Source organism: Photobacterium sp. DNB23_23_1 (genome assembly GCF_052873815.1).
The window spans coordinates 19,309-43,604 of record NZ_JBNNXT010000024.1 but is presented as its reverse complement, the minus strand read 5'-3'; the positions used below and the strand labels follow the sequence as shown (position 1 = coordinate 43,604).

General features: G+C 45.8%; 16 protein-coding genes. 11 read left to right on the top strand and 5 right to left on the bottom strand.

What is annotated here, in order from left to right:
• Positions 1-73 precede the first annotated feature (73 nt).
• From ACVA53_RS15375 to ACVA53_RS15330, 10 genes are all read left to right on the top strand, one after another.
• Positions 74-1,495 carry an efflux transporter outer membrane subunit gene (locus tag ACVA53_RS15375; RefSeq protein ID WP_446505553.1) on the top strand — a complete coding sequence of 474 codons (1,422 nt, stop codon included), beginning with the start codon at positions 74-76 and terminating at the stop codon, positions 1,493-1,495.
• A 2-nt stretch (positions 1,496-1,497) separates the two neighbouring features.
• On the top strand, positions 1,498-2,796 hold the full coding sequence (locus tag ACVA53_RS15370) for an efflux RND transporter periplasmic adaptor subunit (RefSeq protein WP_446505552.1): 1,299 nt from the start codon (positions 1,498-1,500) through the stop codon (positions 2,794-2,796).
• On the top strand, positions 2,796-5,954 hold the full coding sequence (locus tag ACVA53_RS15365; protein WP_446505551.1) for an efflux RND transporter permease subunit: 3,159 nt from the start codon (positions 2,796-2,798) through the stop codon (positions 5,952-5,954). Before ACVA53_RS15370 ends, ACVA53_RS15365 begins: the two co-directional genes overlap by 1 nt.
• Positions 5,944-7,134 (top strand): serine hydrolase domain-containing protein, encoded by a 1,191-nt coding sequence (locus ACVA53_RS15360; RefSeq protein ID WP_446505550.1) that lies wholly within the window; start codon positions 5,944-5,946, stop codon positions 7,132-7,134. The genes ACVA53_RS15365 and ACVA53_RS15360 overlap by 11 nt, the downstream gene beginning before the upstream one ends.
• Positions 7,135-7,153: 19 nt before the next feature.
• Complete coding sequence (locus ACVA53_RS15355) at positions 7,154-7,987, top strand: alpha/beta hydrolase (protein WP_446505549.1); 834 nt, start codon at positions 7,154-7,156, stop codon at positions 7,985-7,987.
• Between the two features lie 24 nt (positions 7,988-8,011).
• Positions 8,012-9,481, top strand: a complete 1,470-nt coding sequence (locus ACVA53_RS15350) for a sulfatase-like hydrolase/transferase (RefSeq protein WP_446505548.1) — start codon at positions 8,012-8,014, stop codon at positions 9,479-9,481.
• A 15-nt stretch (positions 9,482-9,496) separates the two neighbouring features.
• A complete protein-coding gene (locus tag ACVA53_RS15345; RefSeq protein WP_446505582.1) occupies positions 9,497-9,823 on the top strand; it encodes an alpha-L-fucosidase C-terminal domain-containing protein in 327 nt (108 codons plus the stop codon).
• A gap of 413 nt (positions 9,824-10,236) precedes the next feature.
• Positions 10,237-11,697, top strand: a complete 1,461-nt coding sequence (locus ACVA53_RS15340) for a sulfatase family protein (protein WP_446505547.1) — start codon at positions 10,237-10,239, stop codon at positions 11,695-11,697.
• A 154-nt stretch (positions 11,698-11,851) separates the two neighbouring features.
• Entirely contained in the window at positions 11,852-11,974 is a 123-nt protein-coding gene (locus ACVA53_RS15335; RefSeq protein ID WP_446505546.1) for a hypothetical protein, read from the top strand.
• Positions 11,974-12,918 carry a hypothetical protein gene (locus tag ACVA53_RS15330; RefSeq protein ID WP_446505545.1) on the top strand — a complete coding sequence of 315 codons (945 nt, stop codon included), beginning with the start codon at positions 11,974-11,976 and terminating at the stop codon, positions 12,916-12,918. Before ACVA53_RS15335 ends, ACVA53_RS15330 begins: the two co-directional genes overlap by 1 nt.
• Positions 12,919-13,969: 1,051 nt before the next feature.
• On the opposite strand, the gene ACVA53_RS15325 is transcribed toward ACVA53_RS15330, so the two are convergent.
• From ACVA53_RS15325 to ACVA53_RS15310, 4 genes are all read right to left on the bottom strand, one after another.
• A complete protein-coding gene (locus ACVA53_RS15325) occupies positions 13,970-14,776 on the bottom strand; it encodes an endonuclease/exonuclease/phosphatase family protein (protein ID WP_446505544.1) in 807 nt (268 codons plus the stop codon).
• A gap of 88 nt (positions 14,777-14,864) precedes the next feature.
• Positions 14,865-16,493 (bottom strand): PTS transporter subunit IIBC, encoded by a 1,629-nt coding sequence (locus tag ACVA53_RS15320; RefSeq protein ID WP_446505543.1) that lies wholly within the window; start codon positions 16,491-16,493, stop codon positions 14,865-14,867.
• A gap of 59 nt (positions 16,494-16,552) precedes the next feature.
• Positions 16,553-18,286 (bottom strand): glycoside hydrolase family 13 protein, encoded by a 1,734-nt coding sequence (locus ACVA53_RS15315; protein ID WP_446505542.1) that lies wholly within the window; start codon positions 18,284-18,286, stop codon positions 16,553-16,555.
• A gap of 68 nt (positions 18,287-18,354) precedes the next feature.
• The gene (locus ACVA53_RS15310) at positions 18,355-19,320 is read right to left on the bottom strand and encodes a LacI family DNA-binding transcriptional regulator (protein WP_446505541.1); all 966 of its coding nucleotides are present in this window, start codon (positions 19,318-19,320) and stop codon (positions 18,355-18,357) included.
• Positions 19,321-19,965: 645 nt separating this feature from the next.
• Here ACVA53_RS15310 and ACVA53_RS15305 point away from each other — a divergent pair.
• On the top strand, positions 19,966-21,303 hold the full coding sequence (locus ACVA53_RS15305; RefSeq protein WP_446505540.1) for an MATE family efflux transporter: 1,338 nt from the start codon (positions 19,966-19,968) through the stop codon (positions 21,301-21,303).
• A gap of 277 nt (positions 21,304-21,580) precedes the next feature.
• Here the strand turns inward: ACVA53_RS15305 and ACVA53_RS15300 are convergent, their stop codons facing one another.
• Positions 21,581-24,199 carry a glycoside hydrolase family 3 C-terminal domain-containing protein gene (locus ACVA53_RS15300; RefSeq protein ID WP_446505539.1) on the bottom strand — a complete coding sequence of 873 codons (2,619 nt, stop codon included), beginning with the start codon at positions 24,197-24,199 and terminating at the stop codon, positions 21,581-21,583.
• Positions 24,200-24,296: the final 97 nt, after the last annotated feature.

Here is a 24,296-nt window from a genome sequence, read left to right as displayed (position 1 = left end):
TAATGGATTACTAGCGGTACCCAACAATATCCAATACCTAATAACCACCCGATAAGGTTGTGGGAGCCAGATCATGTCTTCAAGTTCGCGAGCAATACTATTACTCCGCGTTTCTGTAATAACCTTGCTCTTAAACGGTTGTGTGCAAACACCGCAAGAGCACACCGAGATTGCGCCAGTTGTTTCACCATCATTTAGCATTTCTGGCAATACGGAAGCCGATGAGTTTTGGTGGAGAGAATTTAATGACCTACAGCTCAACGAGCTTGTCAGCACCGCACTTAGGTCAAATTTCAGCCTGCAATCGAGTGTCGCCCGAGTGCAGAGAGCGGCAGCGACGGCCGATGTTAGAGACGCAGGTCGATACCCTACCGTCAACGGTGTGGTTGGCAGCAATATCCGTCGTGAACGTGATTCAATCAGCGGTGAAATCACACAAGAAACAACGGATAACCTCAGATTAAACGCTAGCTGGGAGCTCGACTTGTGGGGCAAAAACCAAGCCAAGGCCTCTGCAGCCTATTACAGTTACCTTGCCACTGAAGAACAACTACAAGCCGCTGCCCAAACCCTTGCCGGAAATATCGCAAGACGCTGGTATCAACTGATTGAGCAACACCAAGCTTTAACCATTCTCGAAAAACAAATTAACAATACCAAGATCATTGCCGAGATCACTGGCCATCGTTACCGAACTGGACAAGGTAGTATCAGTGCCTTATGGCGTCAGGAACAGCTATTGGAAAGCTTGCAAGCGCAAGAAAAACAAGCCCGCAAAAACCTGATGATTCTGGAGAGGCAAATGAATGTCCTGTTAGGGCGCTCCCCTACCACAGCCGTTGACTGGGACTACTCCTCTTTTCCTGTCTTACCGCCGTTACCGGAAACTGGCTTGCCGACAGCACTGTTGGATAGAAGGCCGGATGTTCGTGCACTCTGGTATCAATATGAATCTAGCCAGCAAGAAACCTCAGCGGCAGCGGCAGCTCGTTTACCAAACATCTCCATTAGTAGCTCAGCGGCAAGCAGTGACTGGTCAAATGCCTTTGATATCTGGCGATTGGATCTCGGTGCCCAACTAAACGTTCCGATATTTAATGCAGGAAAACTCGAAGCGGAACAAAAAGTAGCCGAGGCATCGTCTGATTTGGCCTTCTACAACTACACCCAAGGGGTTCTAAGCGCTATAGAAGAGGTAGAAACCAATGTCCTCTCGGAGCTAAGCCAACAAGAACAGCTTGACTCATTACGCCGCCAAACCCGTCAGGCAGAAAATATCCTTGAGGTCGAATCTATTCGCTACAGCCGCGGCATGCAGGGCTACCTTGATGTATTAAACGCCCAAGAAAAGCTATTCACACTACAAAAACAATCTCTTAGCGCCCAACGCCAACTGTTCCTGCGCCGTATAGCCACCTACCAGTCTCTGGGCGGACAACTTATATCTCTATCAGCAGACGGTGCAGTTGAACTGCAACCAAGAATGGAATCCTGAGCATGACCAGCCCAACCCAAAAATCGACTTATCAAAAACATCTGGCAACAGCGCTCAAACTGCTACTCCCCTGCCTGATCTTGGCTGGTGGGATCTACGCCAGTCACCAGTTTATGCAGGGCAAACCTCACCGCCCAGCACGTCCCGGCCAGCCACCGAGCCGTACTGTTGATGTCGAGCCCATCATGCTTAGCCGTGACATTCCGCAGATAGTCGTACAAGGCGCAGTCGAGCCTAAACGAACAATCAGCCTTCGCTCGCAGCTACGCGGTCTGGTCACCAACATGGCGGAAGATCTCGTGCCCGGCGGCTATGTTAAAGCTGGTGAAACCCTCCTTAGCATTGACCTTCGTGATCATGCGCTCGCAGTAAAAGAAGCGCAGGCAACATTGGCACGCCATCAGGCACTGTATCAGGTCGAATATGGCCGCCGTCGTGCTGCCGTTCTGGAATATGAACTATCGGGACAGTCATTGGCTGCTGACGATCTTGATTTGGTGCTACGCGGCCCACAGTTGGCGCAAATCGAAGCCGATATAGCCCGTAGTCAAGCCACCTTACAGCGCGCGGAATTAAATTATGAACGTACCCGCATCACCGTGCCGTTTGATGCGCAAATTGTGTCCCTGGATGTTGCAAAAGGCAGTTTACTTCGTGATAACTCATCGATTGCCGAACTTGTCGCAACCGATACGTTTTGGCTAAGAGTCAGTGTCCCTGCCCACCAGCTGCAATGGATCACCGTTCCCGACAATGGCCGTGCAACCGACTCGCAAGGACAGTGCCGCGGCTCTGCCGTCACCATCCGCAACCCTCATGAATGGGGACCGAGGGCTAACCGCCAAGGCTGTGTGGTCAGTTTGCTGCCTACCCTCGACAACAAGGTCAAATTGGCCCACCTGCTGATTGAAATTCAAGATCCACTGGCGATGCAGCCGCAAAACAGCGGCAAGCCTAAAGTTTTACTTAATGCCTTCTTACAAGCAGAGATCGACACCAACCCGTTTGAAAATGTCGCGCGGATCGCTCGTCGCCATCTACAGCAGGAAAAATTTGTCTGGCTAATGGCAGAAGATGACACCCTTGTTGCCCAACCAGTATCAGTGACTTTCCGTGCCCAAGACTATGTATTGATTGATGACGGCCTAAAAGACGGTGATCAGTTGATCACCACCCCACTCCCCGGCGCTGTTGAAGGGATCCATTTGGAGGTTAGACAAGTCCCGCTCGAATTTGACCTATCAACGGCCGATAGCACATCGACACCCCCGCAGGTAACCAAGCAAGGAGAGCCTAGCTGATGAAAAACCATCGCGGTGCTATCGCTTGGATGGCAAAAAATGGCGTGACCCCCAACCTGCTGATGCTGTTCTTTATTATTGGCGGCCTATTAATGGCGTGGCAGATCAAAAAAGAGGTCTACCCCAACTATCAGCACAACTCAATTCGGATCTGGGTGCATTATCCCGGCTCTACCCCGGCAGAAATGGAACAGGGGGTGACACTACCAATTGAAAACGCCATCAATGGGATCGAGGGCATTAAGGAAATCCACGGCTGGGCAAACTCAGCGGGAACCAACCTGACCGCAGAACTCATGAATGGTGTGGATGCCGATCGGGTACTGCGTGAGGTCGAAAGTGCCGTCAACCGTGCGCCCTTGCCCGCAGGGGCCGAAAAACCACGAATATTTCGCAACGAAACCCGTGATCAATCTTTCGAGCTGGTTCTCTATGGCGATGTTGATCTTATTGCCCTGAAAGAAACCAGCACCGAAATCCGTAATATATTGTTGAGCTCGCCAGGGCTAACCCAAGTTGAAATCGGCGGATTTTCCAAATACGAGGTACAAGTCCAAGTCGATACCCTTACCCTACAACAGTATGGCTTGGGACTCGATGACATTGCCAACAGCATCAGCCGTCACGCCATTAACCAGTCTGGAGGGAGGCTAGAGACCGCTGGCGGCGATATCTTGTTGCAGATTGACGAAAGCCGTGGCTGGGCAAACGACTTCAGTGATATCGTCGTCATGCAAACCCCGGCCGGAAGCAAACGTTACTTGGAAGATCTCGCGACCATTCGCGATGGTTTTTCCAACCGTCACAACCGTAACTTCTATAACGGCTTCCCCTCTGCCAGCATCCGCATCTATCGCATTGCTGATCAGACACCTGTTTCTATCTCCGAGTCGGTATATGCCCTGATGCCGGAACTCGAAGCCAGCCTGCAGCCAGGTATATCGCTGGAGGTTGTCGATGACGATGCGGTTATTTACCAGCAACGCATGTCACTATTGCTGAAAAATGCCTTTAGCGGCCTGCTGCTGGTTCTTCTGGTTCTGGCTCTGTTTCTCGATGTAAGGCTGGCGTTTTGGGTTACAGTGGGGATCCCGACCGCTTTCTTAGGTGCTGTCTTATTCCTTCCGAGCATGGGTGTATCAATCAATATGATCTCGATGTTCGCCTTTATTATTGCCCTTGGGATCGTGGTCGATGATGCCATCATCGCGGGGGAGAACATCCATGAAAAAATGAGTCAGGGGATGCGTTTTACCGACGCCGCGATAGAAGGGGCGAAAGATATCGCCACTCCCCTCACCTTCAGTATTCTGACCAATATCGTTGCCTTTATCCCCATCTGGTTTTTGCCCGGAACACTGGGACTGACCTTCAAGGTAATCCCTCTAGTGGTCGCTGCAGTATTCATCATATCATGGGTAGAAGCACTATTTATTCTCCCTGCCCACGTCGCCCATATTGATTATCGGCAACCGCCCCGCTGGACCCGACCATTTAATGCGGTACAACACCAAGTAAACAAAGGGCTACAGTGGTTCATCCGTTGTATCTACAAACCGTCTCTGCAGCGTTTACTCGCCGCTCGCTATATTGTGGTCGCAACTGGGTTTGCGCTGCTAATGAGCGCTATTGCCTATATTTCGGGGGGACACATGGGCTTTACCACCATGCCAAGGGTGGAAGCCGAATTCTCTGTTGCTCGTGCCTTTATGCCCGTCGGCAGCTCAGCCGAAGAAGCTGAGATGGTTCGCGAGCAACTTGAGCTCGCCGCTAAAGAGGTCATCGCAGATAACGGCGGCAAGGCACTGGCAAAAGGTGTCTCAAGCCGGATCTGGAGCCGAGATGGCGAATATGTGGTGATGACGCGGATTTTCTTGCAGCCAGGCGAAAATCGCGCACTAAGCACTCGTCAAGTATCAGCCCAGTGGCGACAGCTGACAGGCGAAGTCCCCGCAGCAAATGCAGTGCGTTTCTCGGCGACAGGCAATGGTCCTGGCGCGGATGTCGCCGGGGTCACCTTGGAACTCACCCATAGAAATAACCACTCGCTGCGTGCTGCAAGTGAAGATCTCAGTGAGATCCTCAATAACTATGCGGGCATTGTTGATATTGAAAACAGTTTTATGTCTGGCAGCCAACAGATCCGCCTTGCCCTGCGTCCAGAAGGTAAAAGCATGGGACTGACAGAGCAAAGCTTGATCCGCCAGATCCGCCATGCGTTCAGCGGTGTACGAGCAATTCGTCAGCAACGCGGTAGCGATGAGGTCGACGTCAAAGTGCAACTGCCGGATTGGCAACGGGCCAGCGTATATCATCTTGAACAGCTGCCGATCAAAGTTGGCGACCAGTTCATTCCGTTATCACAAATCGCCAACGTCTACCGCGAATACTCGGCTTCAGCAATCCATCGTCGCGATGGGCAGCGACGTATCAGCGTCAGTGCCGATATTACGCCGTCATCAGAGGCCATGACCCTGACCCAAACACTGCGCCGTGAGGTGTTGCCCGTGTTAGAAGAAAAATACCCTGGCTTAGATATAGGTTTTCGCGGTGATCAGGCCGAACAGAAAGAGAGCTTGGAGAGCCTGGCAATCAATGGGGCACTGGTAATGCTGGCACTTTACTGCCTGCTGGCAATCCCGTTTAAGAGCTATACCCAGCCTCTGATCATCATGACCATTATCCCGTTTGGTTTGATTGGTGCAGTACTCGGTCATGTTCTGCTGGGTTACGTACTGAGTGTGGTGAGCCTGCTCGGGATCCTTGCTCTCAGCGGGGTGGTGATCAACGACAGCTTAATTCTGGTCACGGAAGTTAACCGTAATCGCGAGGCGGGTAACCCCCTTGTTGAAGCCATTATCAACGGCAGTGCGCGACGCTTTAGACCAATCATACTGACGACCTTGACGACCTTTGGCGGTCTTGCACCGATGATTCTGGAAACCTCCAATCAGGCTCAGCTGATGATCCCAATGGCCATTTCGCTCGGGTTCGGCATTTTGTTTGCCACTCTGATCACCCTGGTACTGCTGCCCTGCTTATATCATGCGCTTGAGGATATAAAAGCCTTCTTTCAATTTGGTGCCAAGCCACAACTCGCAGAGCGACAAACAGAACAGGACAATACCGTGACGGAGACTATTTCCCATGCAGCCTAAGCAAAGCCTGATTCAAAAGCTATCGCGAACCTACCCTGTATTTACCTTGGCCGGTTTATGCATCGTGGCGATGCCCTCTCATGCCCAGGACGGGTTAAGTGACGAGGTTGTCACCCTGAATCATGTTTCGACAGCGTTCGAACAACCAGCGGTCGCTGACATACCGTCACCGCAGACTAACAGCTACCGTACACCCGTGTCCCGGAATGACGGCATAACTACTGCCGACCTGCACAGTACAAAACTTGATAGCCAGTTAATCGACCAACTGCGCCACGATATTGTCGCCGGAAATTACGGCCAAATTGATAGCATGCTTATCCATCATGATGGAAAGCTGATCGTCGAGGACTACTGGCATGCAGGTGAGATAGACACCCCGCATTTTATGTTTTCAATCACCAAAAACATGCTGTCCAACGCCATAGGCAAAGCCATCGAACTTGGCTATATCGACAGTGTGAATGATCCCGCTAGCAAATACCTGTCCAATATCGAGAAAGAAAAACTGGCCGTTGGCAGCGAAGCCATCACCTTACATGACCTGCTCAGCATGCAGTCGGGCATTTCTATTCCAAACAACCATAAAGCTAACCACTCGCCGATCACTATCGATAACCATACCATGTTATATCTCTCGTTATCCGATAATGTCGTACCGGGAAAACGCTTCAAATACCAAGGTGCGGATACCGATATTCTCAACCATGTGTTGTACAACACGACAGGTAAAGATCTTGCGACGTTTACTGAAGAACACTTTTTTTCTCCGATGGGAATCGAAAAGGCTCATTGGGAGAAATCAGCATGCGGTTTGACTAAGGCGAGTTCAGGATTACATATGACATCGCGCGACATGATCAAAATCGGCATGCTTGTGCTTAATGAAGGCGAATTTAATGGTGACCGATTACTGACAAAAGAGTGGTTGAATACTGCAACGACCCCGAAAACCCGCAACGGTAATTATGGTTACTATTGGTGGACTCAGAATTTCCGTTCGAATGGAAAAGAAATTAAAACAATTTCGGCCAGAGGTGCCCGCGGCCAGTTTATTTTCGTGAACCCTGAACTGGATCTTATCGTGGCAGTTACGAGCAGTAATACCGGTCAACAACGACGTGTGCCATTGCAGTTTGTTCCTGAATATATCTTACCTGCATTCCCGGCAGTGAATTAATTTTGAGGTCAATTTGAACATGTCTCGGTTTATTTATTTGGCAGCTTTACTGTCAGTTGCTCTGAATTGCACATCGATTTATGCAAGTAACTACCCACCAACTATCAATGGAGCCACTCAAGTCAGTTATAAAACTGTTGATGGTATAGAGCTCAATAGTTGGCTTTTTACCGTTGACAGTGAAAATCCGTCTCCTGCACTGGTTTTTTATTTTGGTGGGGGGTGGGCCGGAGGAAACCCAGCCCAGTTTGCGCATTACGCCAGTCAACTGCAACAGGATGGCATTGCGTCGATGCTGGTTGATTATCGCGTGCGTAAGAGACATAGCACCGGTGTTGCCGATGCCGTTTCGGATGCAAAAAGTGCAATGAATTGGCTCTACAGTCATGCTGATCAGTATCACATTGATAAAAATAGAATCGGGGCTGCTGGAGCATCGGCAGGTGGGCAGCTCGCTGCAGCCACAGCCGTGTTACCAGATTATGGCAATATGAATTTCACTCCGGCTTTATTGGTTTTGTTTAATCCGGTCACTATTATGGCGCCTGAGTCAAACCTCTATCAACCAACTCATTGGACGGAAGCGTGGACAGGCAGTCCACTGATGTCGCTTTCTCCATACCACCACTTATCGACAACACTACCACCAACGGTTATTTACCACGGTACTGACGATAAAACCGTTCCAATCGCTACCGCTGATGCCTTTTGCCTAAAAGCAGTATCACTTCAACGACAGTGTCGAGTTGTGCCTTTCCAAGGAATGGGGCATGGCTTTTTTAATGGCCGAAAAAACAGGGACAAGATCATCGCCGACTTACGCTTGTTTCTTCAGCAGCAAAATTGGATATAAACAATAAATTAGAGAGTACTTGAAATGAAAACCTTTACCAAAGCGGCGCTTAGTCTCGCCTTACTGCCAAGCTTATCTATGGCCGGGCAACCAGCTGTTGGTGAATCACCAACAGAGCAGACCGATACTAACTTCATTGTCGTTTTAGTCGATGACTTAGGCTACGACGAGTCCGGCTTCATGGGCGCCGATGATATGTTCACGCCCAATCTGGATAAAATTGCTGCAGGCGGCACCCACTTCACTCAAGGGTATGTCACCTCATCGGTGTGCGGCCCGTCTCGTGCAGGCTTAATTTCAGGCCGATATCAAGATCGCCTAGGCATTTGGGGCAACTTTTCCCGCAATGCCAAAATGGGCTTCCCGACAAACCAGCCGATGATGCAAGATCATTTCAAAGCCTCCGGTTACACAACCGCTGCTATCGGCAAGTGGCATTATGGTCACTTCGAAGAAAAGCATAAACCTTGGAACCGCAACCTGGATTATTTCTACGGCTTCCTTGGCGGCGGTCACGACTATTTCAACGCCAATACTCACTACAACGGTAAGAACAACCGCTCGCCTATTTATCGTAATGGAGAGATGGTGGAGTACCCTAACGGGGCTTACCTAACCGATGAGTTCAGCCGTGAAGCGGTCGAGTTTATCGAGCGAAATCATGACAAGCCCTTCTTCTTGCACCTAGCCTACAATGCAGTTCATGCGCCTTATCAGGCACCTGAGCACTACCTCAAACGAGTGGACGAGCTAATGGATGGGGAGTTTGCGACATGGCATCGTCGTGTCATCGCCGCCATGCTGCTTGCGATGGATGATGGCTTGGGCGATATCATGACAACGCTGGAAGAAAAAGGGATCGCCGATAACACCGCCATCGTGTTCTTATCCGATAATGGTTACCAAACCATTGTTCGCCGCAAAGAGCCGGTTAACCTCGCGGGTAACCCAGCCGACTTGAGAGGCTTTAAAGGCGATACCTTTGAAGGCGGTATTCGAGTGCCATTTGTGATTAATTGGCCGGGTGTTGTCCCTGCCGGAAAGCAGTATACCAAACCGGTTATTTCGCTAGATATTCTACCGACGCTGACACGGAACATTCCTTTGGTTGAAAACACACCTGAGCTAGATGGTGTTGACTTAGTACCTTACCTAAACGGTGAAATCGAAGGTAGACCGCATGAAACCATGTTCTTCCGTTTCTTCCACGATATCGCCTACCGCAAAGGTGACTGGGTACTGACTTGGAATGACCAACACAAAGTGGCCGGTGAAAAACGCGCCAACCGCGAGTTAGTCAAAGAAGAGGTCAAAGCCATGCTGTTCAACCTCAATGACGATGTCGCGCAGCGCCGCGATCTAAGGAATGAAGAGCCTGAAAAGTTTAATGAGTTATTCAATGAGTACTTGGAGTTATTAAAGGAATTCCCAGAGCCAGAATACCCGGCTTTGTTTAATACCCCTTATACCGTTGAGTTTACAGAGGATTTGTAATTAGACAGAGAGGCAATTTACAACACGCGCCCCTTCCACGTCTACGGCGAGGGGCCAACTATCGTTACAGAGCAAAACCGAAAAGAGCTCAACCACAAAGGATATAATTACACCGCCGAAGATATTCGCTTTACCCGAAGTAAAGACTGGAAAACACTTTACGCGATTGCGTTAGACTGGCCGGGGGTAAACCAAGTGCTAACCATCACTTCATTGAAGCTAGGCACATTTGATCTTAGTGAGTTGACGTCGATCACCATGCCAGGTATCGAAGGAAAGCTGGCCTATCTCCAAACCGCCCAAGGGCTAGAGGTGACTATGCCTAGCAACAAACCCACCTAGTACGACGCTCACCAAGTGATCTTAAATTTTGCCAAAGAGATAGAGACGATTTATCTACAATAGATAACGAACTATGATCTTGTGAGTAGGAAATCGACATAGTCCCTTTCCTACTCAACACTATAGGTAACTGAGCCAGTATGACGCAACCAATACCATGCCTAACAATACAAACGTTTCTACTAACCAGTTAAACGCTAACATTTTTAACAAAAAAACGTCCTATCATCACAGTATTATCAGCATAAACTTGCCTTACTGGCAGCTTTTGATAAATTGAAACGATTCTACTACATAGCCTCAATAATTTGAATAATCTAATTAGTTAAGCCTTTTTCGTACTGCTACAGCTCAAGCCCCTTCACATCGGTACTTAAGCTATAGCTGTGTATTTACACTACATGGTTTGATATATGAAATTCATCAAGAATCCGTTCAAAAAAACTGCGCTTGCGCTGTGCACAATTGTAGCAGCCTCACAGAATGGTATTGCGATCGCAGAGCAGCCAACCAATGTTGCGCCTGAACAGCCAAATATCGTCATGATTTTCGCAGACGACTTACATTATGGCGCACTCGGCGCAACAGGCTCACACAATACCAAAGCCAAAACACCACACATCGACTCAATTTATGAGAACGGTGTTGGCTTTAATCACGCTTACGCCACTCATTCGACATGTGCGCCAAGTCGCGCTGGATTAATGACGGGACGCTATCAAGCCAGATTCGATTTTGAAATACTGCCAGGGCCAACAAAAAATCGAATTAAGAATGACTTTGGCGTCAATGTTAACGAAGTCATGATGTCCAACGTACTACAAGATGCAGGATACGAGACTTACGCGATTGGTAAGTGGCACTTAGGGACCAAAGACAAATACCAGCCTAACGCACGCGGTTTTGATCACTGGTTTGGTTATCGTGGTGCTTCTGGCTATTTTCAGTACCGAAGTGAGCTCAGAGCGATAAAAAATGGCAAAAAGCCAACCATTGTTAAGGGCGAAAAGCCAGCACTGGATATCGTAAGAAATGGCGAATCCGTCGAGGTACGCGGTTATTTAACCGAAGCATTTACTCAGGAAGCAGAAAAACTGATTCTACGCGATAAAGACAAACCCTTCTTTCTCTATTTCGCCCCATACAATGTGCATGCCCCAGACATTGTGCCGCAACACTATGTCCCAGAAGGTGGCAGCCAACATGATGGCGTGATTGTCGCCTTGGATCAGGCGGTAGGTTCGATCATTGATGCACTCGAAGAGGCTGATGTCATTGATAACACCATTATTGTCTTTTCAAACGACAACGGTGGTAAGAAGCAATACAGCACCGTATTTAGAGGCAGTAAAGCTACCTATTACGAAGGGGGGGTTCGGGTACCAATGGCGATGCAATGGGGTGACAAATTACCAGCCAATACTCGATATGAAGGTATAGTCTCAACGTTAGATATGCTACCGACCTTCACCGCAGCTGCAGGCGCTACCTTACCCGATGACGAACCGCTAGATGGCATTAACTTATTGCCACTCATCACCGAAGGTGAAATATCTGAAGTTGTACGTGACAGCCACTACTGGCGTAATCAGGCGCACCGAGCCGTTCGTCACGAAGACTGGAAGCTAGTATGGCGTATTGATCGAGCTAAATGGCGAGAGCGTCAACAAGAACTAGATATTAAGCATTTCAAAGGACGTAAAACAACCTACGCCGAGCGGGATGACAGCTTATTTGAAGCGCCTGAACTGTATAACTTAGCCCTGGATCCCAAAGAGCAGCATGATTTATCAGTAGAACGACCGGAGAAACTACAAGAGATGATCACGCGCTATCGTGATTGGGAAGAACAAATACCGAAATGGCGTAAGTAAACGCACAAAAAATTGCCTAAAGCAAATCGGCGATGCTTTAAGGGAAGTGCTGGTTAACTATGATTAATCGCCGCTTCCCTTCAACGTAAAAAACAACTCATTTGACCAAATGATATAAGCATCAAATGTAAAATAGGTGTGCCAAGAGGTGACAATGAAAACGCCTCCTAACACCCACTTGGGACCAGTGACCCAAGCCATACGAGAATCCGATCGTGACATCATGGGCTGGTATGGCCGTGGTATGTTGTTGAATACCAAAATAGAGGAAAAATAATGAAAATCTGCTGGCTACTGTGTGGCTGTTTATCTTTAGTCAGCGTTGGAATGTCAGCGGACAGCTTCCCAGAAGCTCGATTGGCAAACGATGCGGTTGAAATGGCGATCTACCTGCCTGATACAGAAAAAGGGTCTTATCGCTCAGTTAGATTTGATTGGTCAGGATTGATTCACTCGTTGAAGTTTGAAGGAGTGGAATACTTCGGTCGCTGGCGTTCAGAGCCAGTACATGACCCGGAACTGCACTTCAGCGTGAATGGGCCGGCTCAGATATTCGATAATTTAGGCTACGGTGAATCTGATACTTTTGTTCGTATCGGTATCGGTGTTCTAAAAAAACCAGTGAACGAAAAACGGTTTAACTTTACCAACCCCTACCAGATTGTTGACCATGGCAAATGGCAAGTCACCACTCAAGACAGCAGTGTAGAATTCATACACACGCTACAGGCAGACAATGGTTATGGTTATCTTTACCAGAAAACCATTAGCCTCAATGAGCAGGGGTTTACCATGTCACATCGACTGAACAACACTGGCGAAAAGGCGATTGAAACCACCGTTTTTAACCACCACTTCTTTGTCATAGACGATCACAATGTTGATGAGCAATATCAGGTATCTTTTCCTTTCATGCCTAAAAAAAGCAATAGCGAGCCACGCATACAGCTACAAAACGATAGCCTCAAGATACTTGAACCAATCCAAGACGATAACCGACTGTATGTTCCACTAACCGGTTTTACCAATACCCCAGATGATCACCAGTTTCGCATCCATCACCATGGACTAAACAGAGGCATTGATATTCAGGTAGACCAACCTCTAAACAGGCTTGTAGTCTGGGCGAATGATCGCGCGCTCTCTCCGGAAAACTTCATTGAGATAAATGTCCCTGTCGGGCAAAGCTTCAGTTGGACCGCAGAGTATCGAGTGTATTAATCCAGCACGATTCCAAACACGATATTCTGAAGAGTATAGCGCTACTGATTGGCAGTAGCGCTATTTGGTTTCCACATGAAATATCTTTAGACGTGGTGATAACTCGTTATTGTCGGATAGGCGGCACCTATTGCCAGGTGCCTCCCTCCTCAGAACCGTACGTGCAACTTTCACTGCATACGGCTCAAGCCTCCACAAAGGCACCGTTAAGCACCCAGTAACTAAATTATGCGATACACACTTAAAGCTTTAAAACTGCCCCAATGGTCACTCAGTGAATAAGAAACCACGGTTCGTTGTCAGAAGACGCACTAATTTCATTCGAAATCATCATTTGCTTTTCTTCTTTAATAAAGTTCTTCAAGCTATCTCGCAACGGGAGACCAGTTAGAAGTCAGCTCGCTTTCGCGCCAGATATAAGCCTGTATCCACTTCATTACAAAGTAGCATTCGCTTTTTCCAACCTCCTTTACCTGCATACCTACCGGCAACCTTCACAGGCTGCTTTCCCATAGGGAGATATACAGGCTTACCCTGTTCCGTATGTTGCGTAAAATGTCAACTTAGATGCCCACTATAGTGCGAAGAGTACGCTGATCACGAAAGAGTAATGTCCAACCTCTTTCCGACTCTCATTGCCATTTTGGCTACAGCGTATTAACCACTTCCGCTGCTTCATCATATAACGCACCTTGCATGGATTCACATTACATTCATCATATTGACTCCCTAGCACTTACCCGAATTGTGGTTTTCAGGAGGAACATCCTCTCACGATTTTGTTCCCACTCAGCCTAACGGCCAAGTTTCGTTACATTGTCAGATCCGCTGCTTTATTCAGGATCCTAGGATCATCTGGTGATACAGACGGTTCACTCTTGTCGTGGTGAACAACGCTTCATACGACTTCAGGTCGCACGGATATTTCTGAGTTAGGGGCTGCTACTAACTTAGTAGCTAATGGACAACTTATAGTATTGCTAAGTAGCTTATCGCATTCAGCTTAATAAGATGATCAGACTTTATATAAACTGCGATAAGTTAATAAATATTAGGCGATTTCTACTTCCACCAATACCCCAAAGTGATCCGAAACTACTGGGTGAAAATCGTTATTAAAAATCACCTGATGTTGCTTTACCACTACCGATTGATTACTAAGGATCAAGTCAATCCGCAACGCCTGGGTATTTTGTTCCCAACCATCAATATTTTTAATCACAGTGATTCCGGCATCTTTTTTTTCTGCCATTTCATAGCAATCAATTAAATCGCGCTGCAATACATAATCATAACCTTCATTGCGTATATGACTTGGGTTGTTGAAATCACCTAATAGAAAGCTCAACCCTGTTGATAATGTTGCCGTGATTCGGTTGAACTGATCCTCAAATGGGTTCTCTGAGTCATTCCACCAGCCACAATGACAATTATAAAAATCTAATTCACCTTGTTGAGAACTGACTTTAATACGCACAGATCGTCTATGCTTCCAAAAGCTCACATCATAGTTATCATTTAGGTCAATGACCTCATGTTCCAGGATGGGTAGTCGTGTCAAAAATGCGAGCCCCTCTTGATATACTTCATAGCTTTGGTGAACGAAATCCCACGTAAGTTGGTAGTGATAGCCGTATTCTATGAGTTTTTGCTGTAATAAATAACCATAGTTATCAGCTAACACAGTGTGATTAGTTAATATATTGGCATCAACGACCGGGCTATCTTGATGTTGATTAACTTCTTGTAATGCAATCACATCGCACCCTTGTTCGATAATGGCTTGTGCGACCATATCCAACTTTTCTAGCTGTTTATCTTCTTGCCAACTATGGGTATTTAGCGTCATTAACTTCATTTATTATTCGCTTATTTAATGTGCTGAGATAAAACGCAGCTTCAAGGCTGCGTTTCTCGAGGTTGCTCGATCTAAGATCGAGAACGGATTACACTGGTTGTGCTGAAAACTTTTCAAGTAACCTAGATTTAATCACATCCACTCCTGGGCCATAAATAACTTGTACTCCCTGTTCTTTAACCACAGCTCCAAGTGCTCCCGTAGACTTCCATAAAGAATATTCAGCAACCAATAGCGGATCATTAACCGTAATACGCAAGCGAGTCATACAAGCATCAATCTCAGCAATATTGCCACGCCCTCCTAAATTCTGAATAATAATCTCAAGCTTCTCATCTTCCGATACGGCTTCTGCACTGTCATCTAGGTAGTTACCCATACGACCCGGTGTTGGTAACTTAAACTTCACAATCAGCAAGCGGAATAAGCTGTAGTTAACAACAAAGAAAACAATAGACACCAATGCGAAACGGACTAAATCACCACCGATGCCCGCTGAAACCATCATGGGTATACGAGTGAGTAATTCAATCAAACCAAAGGCATGTACACGCAGGTCCATCACATCCACCAATGCAAATGCAACACCTGTTAACACCGCATGTGCCACATACAAAACGGGAGCAATAAACATAAACATGAATTCCATAGGCTCAGTCACACCGGTTAATAACACGGCAAGACACGCAGATAAAAACATCGGTTTATATTGATCTCGTTTATCACTATCAACACAGTGATACATCGCAAGTCCAATACCAATCAATGATGACGATGCGATAATGACTTGACCTGCTTTAAAACGGGCTGGATGTACCGTATCTAATAAATGCTGGTAAGTTGTCGGGGCGCTTAATTTAAGATTATTCAAATCACTTATCCAAGCAAGCCATAATGGATCTTGACCATAAACGATTGAACCCGCATTCGTCCCAGTCAAAAGCTCATAAGAACCACCTAACTCGGTGTAATTCATTGGAATGGTTAAGGTGTGATGTAAACCAAACGGCAATAATAAACGCTCTAACGTACCATACAAGAAAGGAGCCGTGATGGGCGCAGTATCTTTTGAGGTTGCAATCCATTGACCAAAATCATTAAGTGCACTTTGAATTAAAGGCCATACTATCGATAAACCAAACGCAATGATCAGCGAATAGAAAATAACAACAAAAGGCACAAAACGCTTACCGTTAAAAAATGCTAATGCCTGAGGTAACCGAGAGAAATCAAAATAACGGTTATATAAGTTGGCACCTAAATAGCCGGACATAATACCAATAAATACACCCATATTGAGTGCAGGAGCGCCTAAAATATTAGTGAAAAATTGAGAGACGAGTAACTCAGAGCCAAATAAGCTCATCACAACCGCCTGAGGATCACTCAGCATAGCATTATCTACACCCAGTATAACCCCAGTGGTACGGTTAATTATTATGAAGGCAATGATCGCGGCAAATGCCCCGCCTGCACGCTCTTTTGCCCATGAGCCACCAATAGCGACAGCAAATAATAGGTGAAGGTTAACAATAATCCCCCAACCTATGTTTTCCATAATAGAGCCTAATGTTTCAATGGCACCGATACCACCCGCATACATTGCGACAACTTTACCTAGTGATATCATGATACCAGCTGCAGGCATCACCGCGATAACAACAATAAGGGACTTCCCAAATCGTTGCCAAAAATCAAACGATAGTAACTTACTCACAAATAACTCCTTGATTGAAATACAGGCTAACGTTATCAACGCCTTGCCATAAATATAATTTAATGCTTCCTAGCAAATATATACGCTGCATAAGCTGGGGCTATTTGCGTCGTTATAAAATCAGAACGAATGTGTTCATTATTGAGAGTTTGGTTATCAAGCATTAACTCCCCTAACAGCGTGCTGTCGATATTAACTAAGCTCTCTTGTGCACTTAAATTGGTAATAATGGTCCATGTCATATCTTGAGCAATACGTTGATAAGCATAGATATTAGGATCATTAGGTAGCAGTAATTGATAACGGCCAACCACTAAGCTTTCATTTGATTTACGCAAAGCAATCAACTGCTTATAAAAATTCAAAATCGAATTTGGATCTTTTTGTTGTTGCTCAACATTGATATCTGCGTACTGTTGATTCGCAGAAAACCAAGGTTGCACCTCAGAAAAACCGGCAAAATCCTGGCCACTCCATTGCATTGGTAAACGACTATGGTCACGGGATACTTGATTTAACAACGCTAAGATATTTTCGTCGCTGTGCCCTTGTTGCGCTAACTTTTGAATTAAATTTCTAGCAGACACATCATTAAAGTCGTTAAGAGAAGTAAACTGATGATTTACCATGCCGATCTCTTGGCCCTGATAAATAAACGGAGTACCTTTCATCAAAAAATAACAAGTTGCTAACGCGGTAGCACTGCCATACCAATAATCAGGATCTGCAAAGGTATCAATACTACGTGCTTGATCGTGGTTCTCTAAATAAAGCGCATTCCAGCCTTTGCCTTCTAATGCATCTTGCCAACGCGATAAAATGCGTTTGAACTCCACTAGATCAAAATGCTCGTTGCTTTGCTCTTCAGACCATAGTTTCATATGTTCAAACTGAAAAATCATGTTAAAAACACCACCTTGATCATGCTCGGTAGCTTCGGCAACCCAAGGTAATGCGTTGTCAGCAGTAACCCCATTTGCCTCACCAACTGTCACAATATCAAAGGGCGCAAACGCCTGCTCTTTTAACTCATACAGATGCTTCTCAATACCTTTAACATTCATGTGATAATCAAATGAAGAGACATAAGTTTCACCCTTTGGATTAGGTAAAGAGGGTAAACCAGCTTGTTTCTGAATATGGCTAATCGCATCCACACGGAAACCATCAATACCACGTTCCAACCACCAATGAATCATTTTAAATAATGCTTGTTTAACTTCAGGATTTTCCCAATTAAGGTCAGGCTGTTTTTTAGAAAATAGGTGCAAATAATATTGTGCAGTTTTGTTATCATATTCCCATGCACTACCATGAAAAATACTTTCCCAGTTATTTGGTTCGCAAGTCGGTTTTTCAGCTGTAGGCTCACAACCATCACGCCAAATATACCAATCACGCTTAGGGCTATCTTTGTTATCTCGAGATTCGATGAACCATGGATGCTCATCGCTGGTGTGGTTGATCACTAAGTCCATAATAATGCGAATGCCACGTTCATGAGCAGCAGTGATTAATTTATCCACATCCTCAAGGGTTCCAAAGTCTGGGTGAATTGCTTGATAGTCACTAATATCGTAACCGTTATCATCATTCGGTGATGCATAAAATGGACAAATCCATATTAAATCAACGCCCAAATCAGCAAGATAATCCAGCTTGGCAATTATTCCCTTAATATCACCAATACCGTCTTGGTTTGTATCATAAAAACTACGGGGATAAATTTGGTAAGCGGTCGCTTTCTTCCACCACGCGAGTGGTTTTGAGTGCATATTATTGCTGCGTGTCATCTATTTTACTTCATGTGTTATCGTTAACACACGAGGTTAAATGGAATTTTTTTAGACTCAATATAATTTTAAAGTAACTGTGAGCTCTCTCTCATTTTTAAATCGAATGTGCCTTCAACTGAACTGAAATCGCGCTTTATCAATTTCTTAACAGCTTGGTAGCCCACTTGATAATAATTAAAAGCGACAGTAGTAAGGCTGGGGACTAATAAATCGCTGTAGTCATAGTCTCCCATGCCTACAATCCACAAGTTATGACCAATTTTTAATTGCTGCTCTTTAGCGCGACGATATAAACGAATGGCAATATTATCGGTGGCACAAAAATAGACATTATTGGGCTGTAATTGAATGGCTTGGTAGCCGTTTTTTTGCTCCGAGTTGGCCAGTCCTTGTAGCGAAAAATTCAACTCAGGTACGGTGTCAGTAATGGTTGTTTGCATTAATTTAGTACGGCTTGAAAGCATACGCTCATCATAAATATAATGTACGGCTGCAAGCGGTGCCTGCTGCTGTTTTAACTGAGTGATGGTTTGTGATACTAATGCTTTAATCGCAGCATGATCTGGGTAATATAAGCAGCAATGATGGGGTGTGTTTTTGCCAATAAATAACACATTGTCTAAGGTTTTATAAAAAGGCTCTTCGACACTGTGCTTTGAAGCAATAATAATAGTGCCCAATGCATTTAAGCCATTAAACTCTCTCACAGCTTGGCATTCTGACTCATGGTTAAAGCCTGATGCATGAAACAGCATTCGTACTTGTGATTCACTGGCAGCAGCCAGCGCCCCTTTAATAACTAAACTCGTTGTATATGACTCAATACGAGGAGCCACGAAACCAATAATATTGGATTGGCTACGAATGGAGCGAGCAAATATATTAGGGGTGTAATGACTTTCTTTGACGATAGCATCAATTTTAAGGCGATTTTCAGCCGAGACATAACCGTCATTAAAGTAACGTGACACGGTCATTGTTGAAATCCCAAGCTGTCTTGAAATCTCTGCCATGGTCATTTTTTTACTCATCACATATTTCCTTCAATAATCTATTATTATCATATTATCCAATATATTGGCTGACAACACAGTAAATAAAATAGGGTGATCGCATGAGTGTTTAATTTTCACTCACTACATTTAGACCTGCACTCAAGGCCTGGGAGCGAGAGAGCACTTGGGGTCAGGTCTTGCATTTTGCGACCTTTGTGAAATTTGATTAGTAACCTCTTCTGCAAACGACAATGGCTTTGAAAAAATCTAGGTCACTCTTTTTAAACAGGAAAAAGTAAAGACATGACCCCATTTTTCCCTCTCTTTGTCTGCACCATTAAACTCATTCATTGATTTGACATTACAACGAACATTAAGTAAATTCAACAGCTTAAACGGATCGTTAATTACTAAAAGGAGGCCATCATGATTTATTTCGTAAAATGGAATTTTCGTATTTTTGCCTCAGCGGATAGAATCCGCCGCTCAGCGTAACTAACTGATATAGCAACCATAGCTAGATCTGCGCTCAACGGTACTTGTAACTAACGTATTCGTGTCCCTCGTCGGCCGCGAAACATTGCGGCTAGTGCTGGGAGCATATCATTCAAAATTCTACTCCTTGATACTAGCCTCCATCTCTATATGGAGACATACGCTACCGTGTATGTAGTTTAGTTAATGACTTCTCAATCATTTTCAAAGCAAATTTTAACAATTGCGATCCCTGTATCCTTAAAGCTATTTCTAGATATGGCAATGATCCTTATCGATCTTTTCATGATAGGCAAACTAGGCAGTGCCGAGCTAACGGCTGTTGGTATGGGCTTAGTGCTACTCGCCGGCTCAATCGGTGTTTTAGATAACCTATTTGCCACCGGCGGAGGCATACTTGTCGCTCGCCTTACTGGGGCAAAACAAGATCAACGTGCCGCTAATGTCCTCGGCGCGATGTTTATCATCGCTTTTCCCTTATACCTTATCGGTACATTGGCGATCCCGTTTGTTGCTGACTTGTATTTGCTGTTCCAAACAACGACTGAAGTCGCTGCACTTGGCGATCTGTACTTTGGCACGTTGGTGGCGGGATCGATTTTTATCTATCTTGATGTTTTACTGTTTACCTATTTTGTTTCAACGGGCAACAGCCAGCTGCCGATGAAAATCAAAATAGCGAGTCTAGGGCTGAACGTTGTTTTCAATTACCTGTTCATCTTTGGCAACGCTGGCGCACCCGCTATGGGAATTCAAGGGGCAGCATTAGGAACGATTGTTGCAACGACCTTTAATGTCGCTCTCTATCTCGTTGTGATAAAACAGTCTTTCACGCACACAATACAACTAAGGCATGCTTTCACACAGATGAAGGACATCCTTAAGCTTGGCGTTCCTTCTGTTATCGAAAACTTCACATTCCAGATAAGTTGGCTGTTTATCATTTCTCTCATTAACAGCTATGCCGCCTCAGTCGCGGCGGGCTTTCAAATTGGCTATAGAGTTGAAAGCATAGCTTTCTTACCTGGACTTGGGACTGCTGCCGCTGCTGCCACTCTCGTTAGTCGATTTGTTGGCGCAAACAGATCAAGAGATATTGATCGTGTTACCTCTGTCACTGCGACACTGACGTGTCTGTTTATGGGAGGCGTAGGCGCACTGATGGCTATCATTCCTGAATCATTCGCCCGTCTCTTTACCAATGAGTTCAGCGTCATCAATGACGCCTCAACCTACATACGTATTATCGGTTTATCTCAAATTCCATTAGGGCTACAGTTCGTGTATACCGCGTCATTAAGGGGGCTTGGCGATGTCTCCAAAACAGCCATGATTAAGATTGCATTACTGTGGATAAATATTATTATTCCGAGCTTAGTAATTGCTCATCTCGGATTAGATGTTGTCTGGCTATTCACTGTGATAGCACTCGCCAATGTCATCGACGCAGTGGTGTTTATATATAGGTTTAAACGCTTGCGAGCCCAATCAAGGATGACAACCATGCCGAGTGCTGTTGGCTAATCATCATTGGGGAGCGTATTTTCTAAGAAGCGCGCTCCCCAATTTTTTACGATGGCTTATCGCGTTAAAGGAGCGGTCTCAATGGCGGATAAGTCACAACGAGGCAAAAGTGAGTCCATCACGCAAGTTGCGTGACGCATCCTGCGTGATTGGTTTATAACGCGGAAAGGGGAAAATCCGATTTAGAAAAAAAACGCCGCAAGCTAACCTTGCAGCGTTTTTCTACTTACCTAACAATTATAAACCAAAGTTAGCCATCACCAGCAGCTGATATAAACTACTCAACCGTTATTATATCGGTCAGCGCAATATTATCCGACGCATTACCGACACGAATTTGGTATTTATCACCCAATGCCCAGGCTTTTGCTTTTTCGTCCCAGTATGCCAAGTCTGCGATATCAACGGTTAAAGTAACATCACGCTTTTCTCCGACATCAAGAGACACACGCTCAAATGCTTTCAAACGTTGCTCTGGCTTGTCGCTACGTTCAAACAAGTCTGTTACATACACCTGTACAACTTCATCGCCGGCAACTTTACCGATATTTTCGACACTTACCGTTAGGTCTAATTTACTCTCTTTAGTAACGCTATCACTTTCTAGTTTCAGACCTGCCATTGCAAATTGGGTATAGCTTAAGCCGTGCCCAAATGCCCAAAGAGGCTCTTTATTAAAGTAAAGATAAGTACGACCTTTGGTAATATCGTAGTCGTCAAATGCAGGTAAATCACTCCACGACTTCACAAACGTCAATGGCAATTTACCACCGGGATTATTGTCACCGAACAACGTATTCGCGATGGCAACACCACCTTGCTCTCCCGGATACCAGCTTTGCAAAATCGCCGGGATATTATCTTTAAGCCAAGGGCTTTCTATTGATGAACCGGACTGGAGGACAACAACAGTATTAGGGTTAACGGCGACCACATCCCGTAGCATATCCGTTTGCTCACGTGGCAAACCTTCTGCAATACGGTCGATAGATTCGCGCTCGTAATCCGTCGACAGCCCCATCACTGCAATCACGGCGTCAGCCTCTTTCACTGCCGCCAACTCCTGACCTGCATGAGCTAAATTGATCTGTGGTAACTGCCAGCCAAACATCAGTTCATGGCCTTTGCTATGTGGCAGGCGCATTGAGTAAAGCTCAAGCTCGTAAGTCTTCGCGCCGTCTAGCTCAATCTCTACCGTTGACGGTAAGCGCTTGTTAGTATCGCCATGACTGCGTAGCACGGTAGATCCATTAACATTCAAGGTAACGTTAGCGCCAAGACTTTCGAAACCCAGTGTATAAAGGCCACTCTGTGGAGGAACAATGGTTGTTGAATAGCGGACAGCATAATTACTCTTGTCTCGAATGTTTGAGTGTGGCTTAGAACCGGTCCAGTTAGCATCGATATCGCCTGTCATCGCCGACGCCACAGGCCGCTCACTGGCCGAACGACTGTCGAAGTAATCAACCTGCCACGCCCCCATACCCTGGGTATCAAGCAGGGTAATATTATCCATAGGGATACTGCTCAATGAGCCAGCATTTCCTTGCCAAGGCACATACACCACCTCGACATCACTGCCCAAGTAGTCTTTGATGCCATCTAGCGGTGTCACTGGGTTTCGAGGTGTTCCAGAATACGTTCCAAAATTGAGCGTATTGGCATTCGGGCCAATAACCGCTACTTTTTTCAGCGCAGATTTATCCAAAGGTAACAACGGGGAACCATCGACCTCTTCGTTTTGCAATAACACCATACTCTTTTCAGCAAGTTCAAGAGCCAATGGCTTGAAGGTGGTCATTATCTCAAACGGCAGGTCTTTCCAAGGTGATAACTCTTCAGGATCAAACATGCCTAGTCGTAATCCAACCCGCATGGTGTTACGAAATGCTCTATCCAGTTGCTCCGATGAGGTTTTACCTTGCTTTATTGCCGTAATGGCTTCATCTCGGAAAATACGCGTATTATCAAAATCAAGCGTTTCTGCATTCAGTACTGCAGCCGCGGAATCGACGTAGTTGTCGTAGATTTCATGACCTGAAAAACCACGGTCTCTCCAGCCTTTGGTGGTCATTAAAATTGATCCGTAATCACCAAGCACAAACCCATCGAAGCCCCACTCACCACGCAGGACATCTTTAATCAACCAAGTATTGGTGACAGCTGGTTCATCGTTCAAGGCATTATAGGCCGTCATTACAATCTGGGCATTGGCCTTTTCGACTACCTGTTTATAAGCCGGGAAATAGTATTCCCGAAGTTGCTTCTCCGAGATATCCGCATTGCCATGAAAACGGTTATGTTCTTCATTATTAGCAACAAAATGTTTAGCCCCAGCTGCAGTCTTGAGGTATTTAGGGTGATCACCTTGAAGGCCTTTGACATAGGCACTGGCCATTACGCCATTAAGTAATGGATCCTCGCCGTAGGCTTCTTGGGTGCGTCCCCAACGTGGATCGCGAGCAATATTGATCACTGGCGACCAAAACGTCAGTGGGCCTCGCTTACCATCTCGAATAACAGGACCATTATGGTATTGCGCCCTTGCTTCATCGGATACTGCATCGCCCATCTGCTTTATGGCATCGGGCGCCCATGTGGCAGCCAAGCCAATCGACTGAGGGAATACAGTCGCAGCATTTTGACGAGGAGCGGCTAAACCATGCAATGCCTCACCGGGCATAAAGGACTTTAGCCCATAACGCGGAACGCCTTCGTTCCACAGGGTGATCATATTACCTTTTTCTTTATCGGTTAACCGGGCGCTAATATCTTCCAGGCGCTGTTCAATCGACAGCGTGTGATCAAAAAAAGCAATATACTCACCACTATCAGCACTTACACCCATAGCAGCAATAGATAGACTGACACCAATTGCCATCATTTTTAGTTTCATTCTCGCCTCAATTTAAACGTTTCGACTGTAATTAAGGCTATCAAATCCATTGATTTAAAACTAATCACTAAGCATGCAAAATGTCATTTTTGAGAGC

Coding starts and splice junctions, on each gene's coding strand:
- ACVA53_RS15375 (WP_446505553.1), top strand. CDS start 74: ATGTCTTCAAGTTCGCGAGCAATACTATTACTCCGCGTTTCTGTAATA.
- ACVA53_RS15335 (WP_446505546.1), top strand. CDS start 11,852: ATGAAAACGCCTCCTAACACCCACTTGGGACCAGTGACCCAAGCCATA.
- ACVA53_RS15350 (WP_446505548.1), top strand. CDS start 8,012: ATGAAAACCTTTACCAAAGCGGCGCTTAGTCTCGCCTTACTGCCAAGC.
- ACVA53_RS15370 (WP_446505552.1), top strand. CDS start 1,498: ATGACCAGCCCAACCCAAAAATCGACTTATCAAAAACATCTGGCAACA.
- ACVA53_RS15325 (WP_446505544.1), bottom strand. CDS start 14,776: ATGAAGTTAATGACGCTAAATACCCATAGTTGGCAAGAAGATAAACAG.
- ACVA53_RS15300 (WP_446505539.1), bottom strand. CDS start 24,199: ATGAAACTAAAAATGATGGCAATTGGTGTCAGTCTATCTATTGCTGCT.
- ACVA53_RS15315 (WP_446505542.1), bottom strand. CDS start 18,286: ATGACACGCAGCAATAATATGCACTCAAAACCACTCGCGTGGTGGAAG.
- ACVA53_RS15355 (WP_446505549.1), top strand. CDS start 7,154: ATGTCTCGGTTTATTTATTTGGCAGCTTTACTGTCAGTTGCTCTGAAT.
- ACVA53_RS15360 (WP_446505550.1), top strand. CDS start 5,944: ATGCAGCCTAAGCAAAGCCTGATTCAAAAGCTATCGCGAACCTACCCT.
- ACVA53_RS15310 (WP_446505541.1), bottom strand. CDS start 19,320: ATGAGTAAAAAAATGACCATGGCAGAGATTTCAAGACAGCTTGGGATT.
- ACVA53_RS15365 (WP_446505551.1), top strand. CDS start 2,796: ATGAAAAACCATCGCGGTGCTATCGCTTGGATGGCAAAAAATGGCGTG.
- ACVA53_RS15330 (WP_446505545.1), top strand. CDS start 11,974: ATGAAAATCTGCTGGCTACTGTGTGGCTGTTTATCTTTAGTCAGCGTT.
- ACVA53_RS15305 (WP_446505540.1), top strand. CDS start 19,966: ATGACTTCTCAATCATTTTCAAAGCAAATTTTAACAATTGCGATCCCT.
- ACVA53_RS15340 (WP_446505547.1), top strand. CDS start 10,237: ATGAAATTCATCAAGAATCCGTTCAAAAAAACTGCGCTTGCGCTGTGC.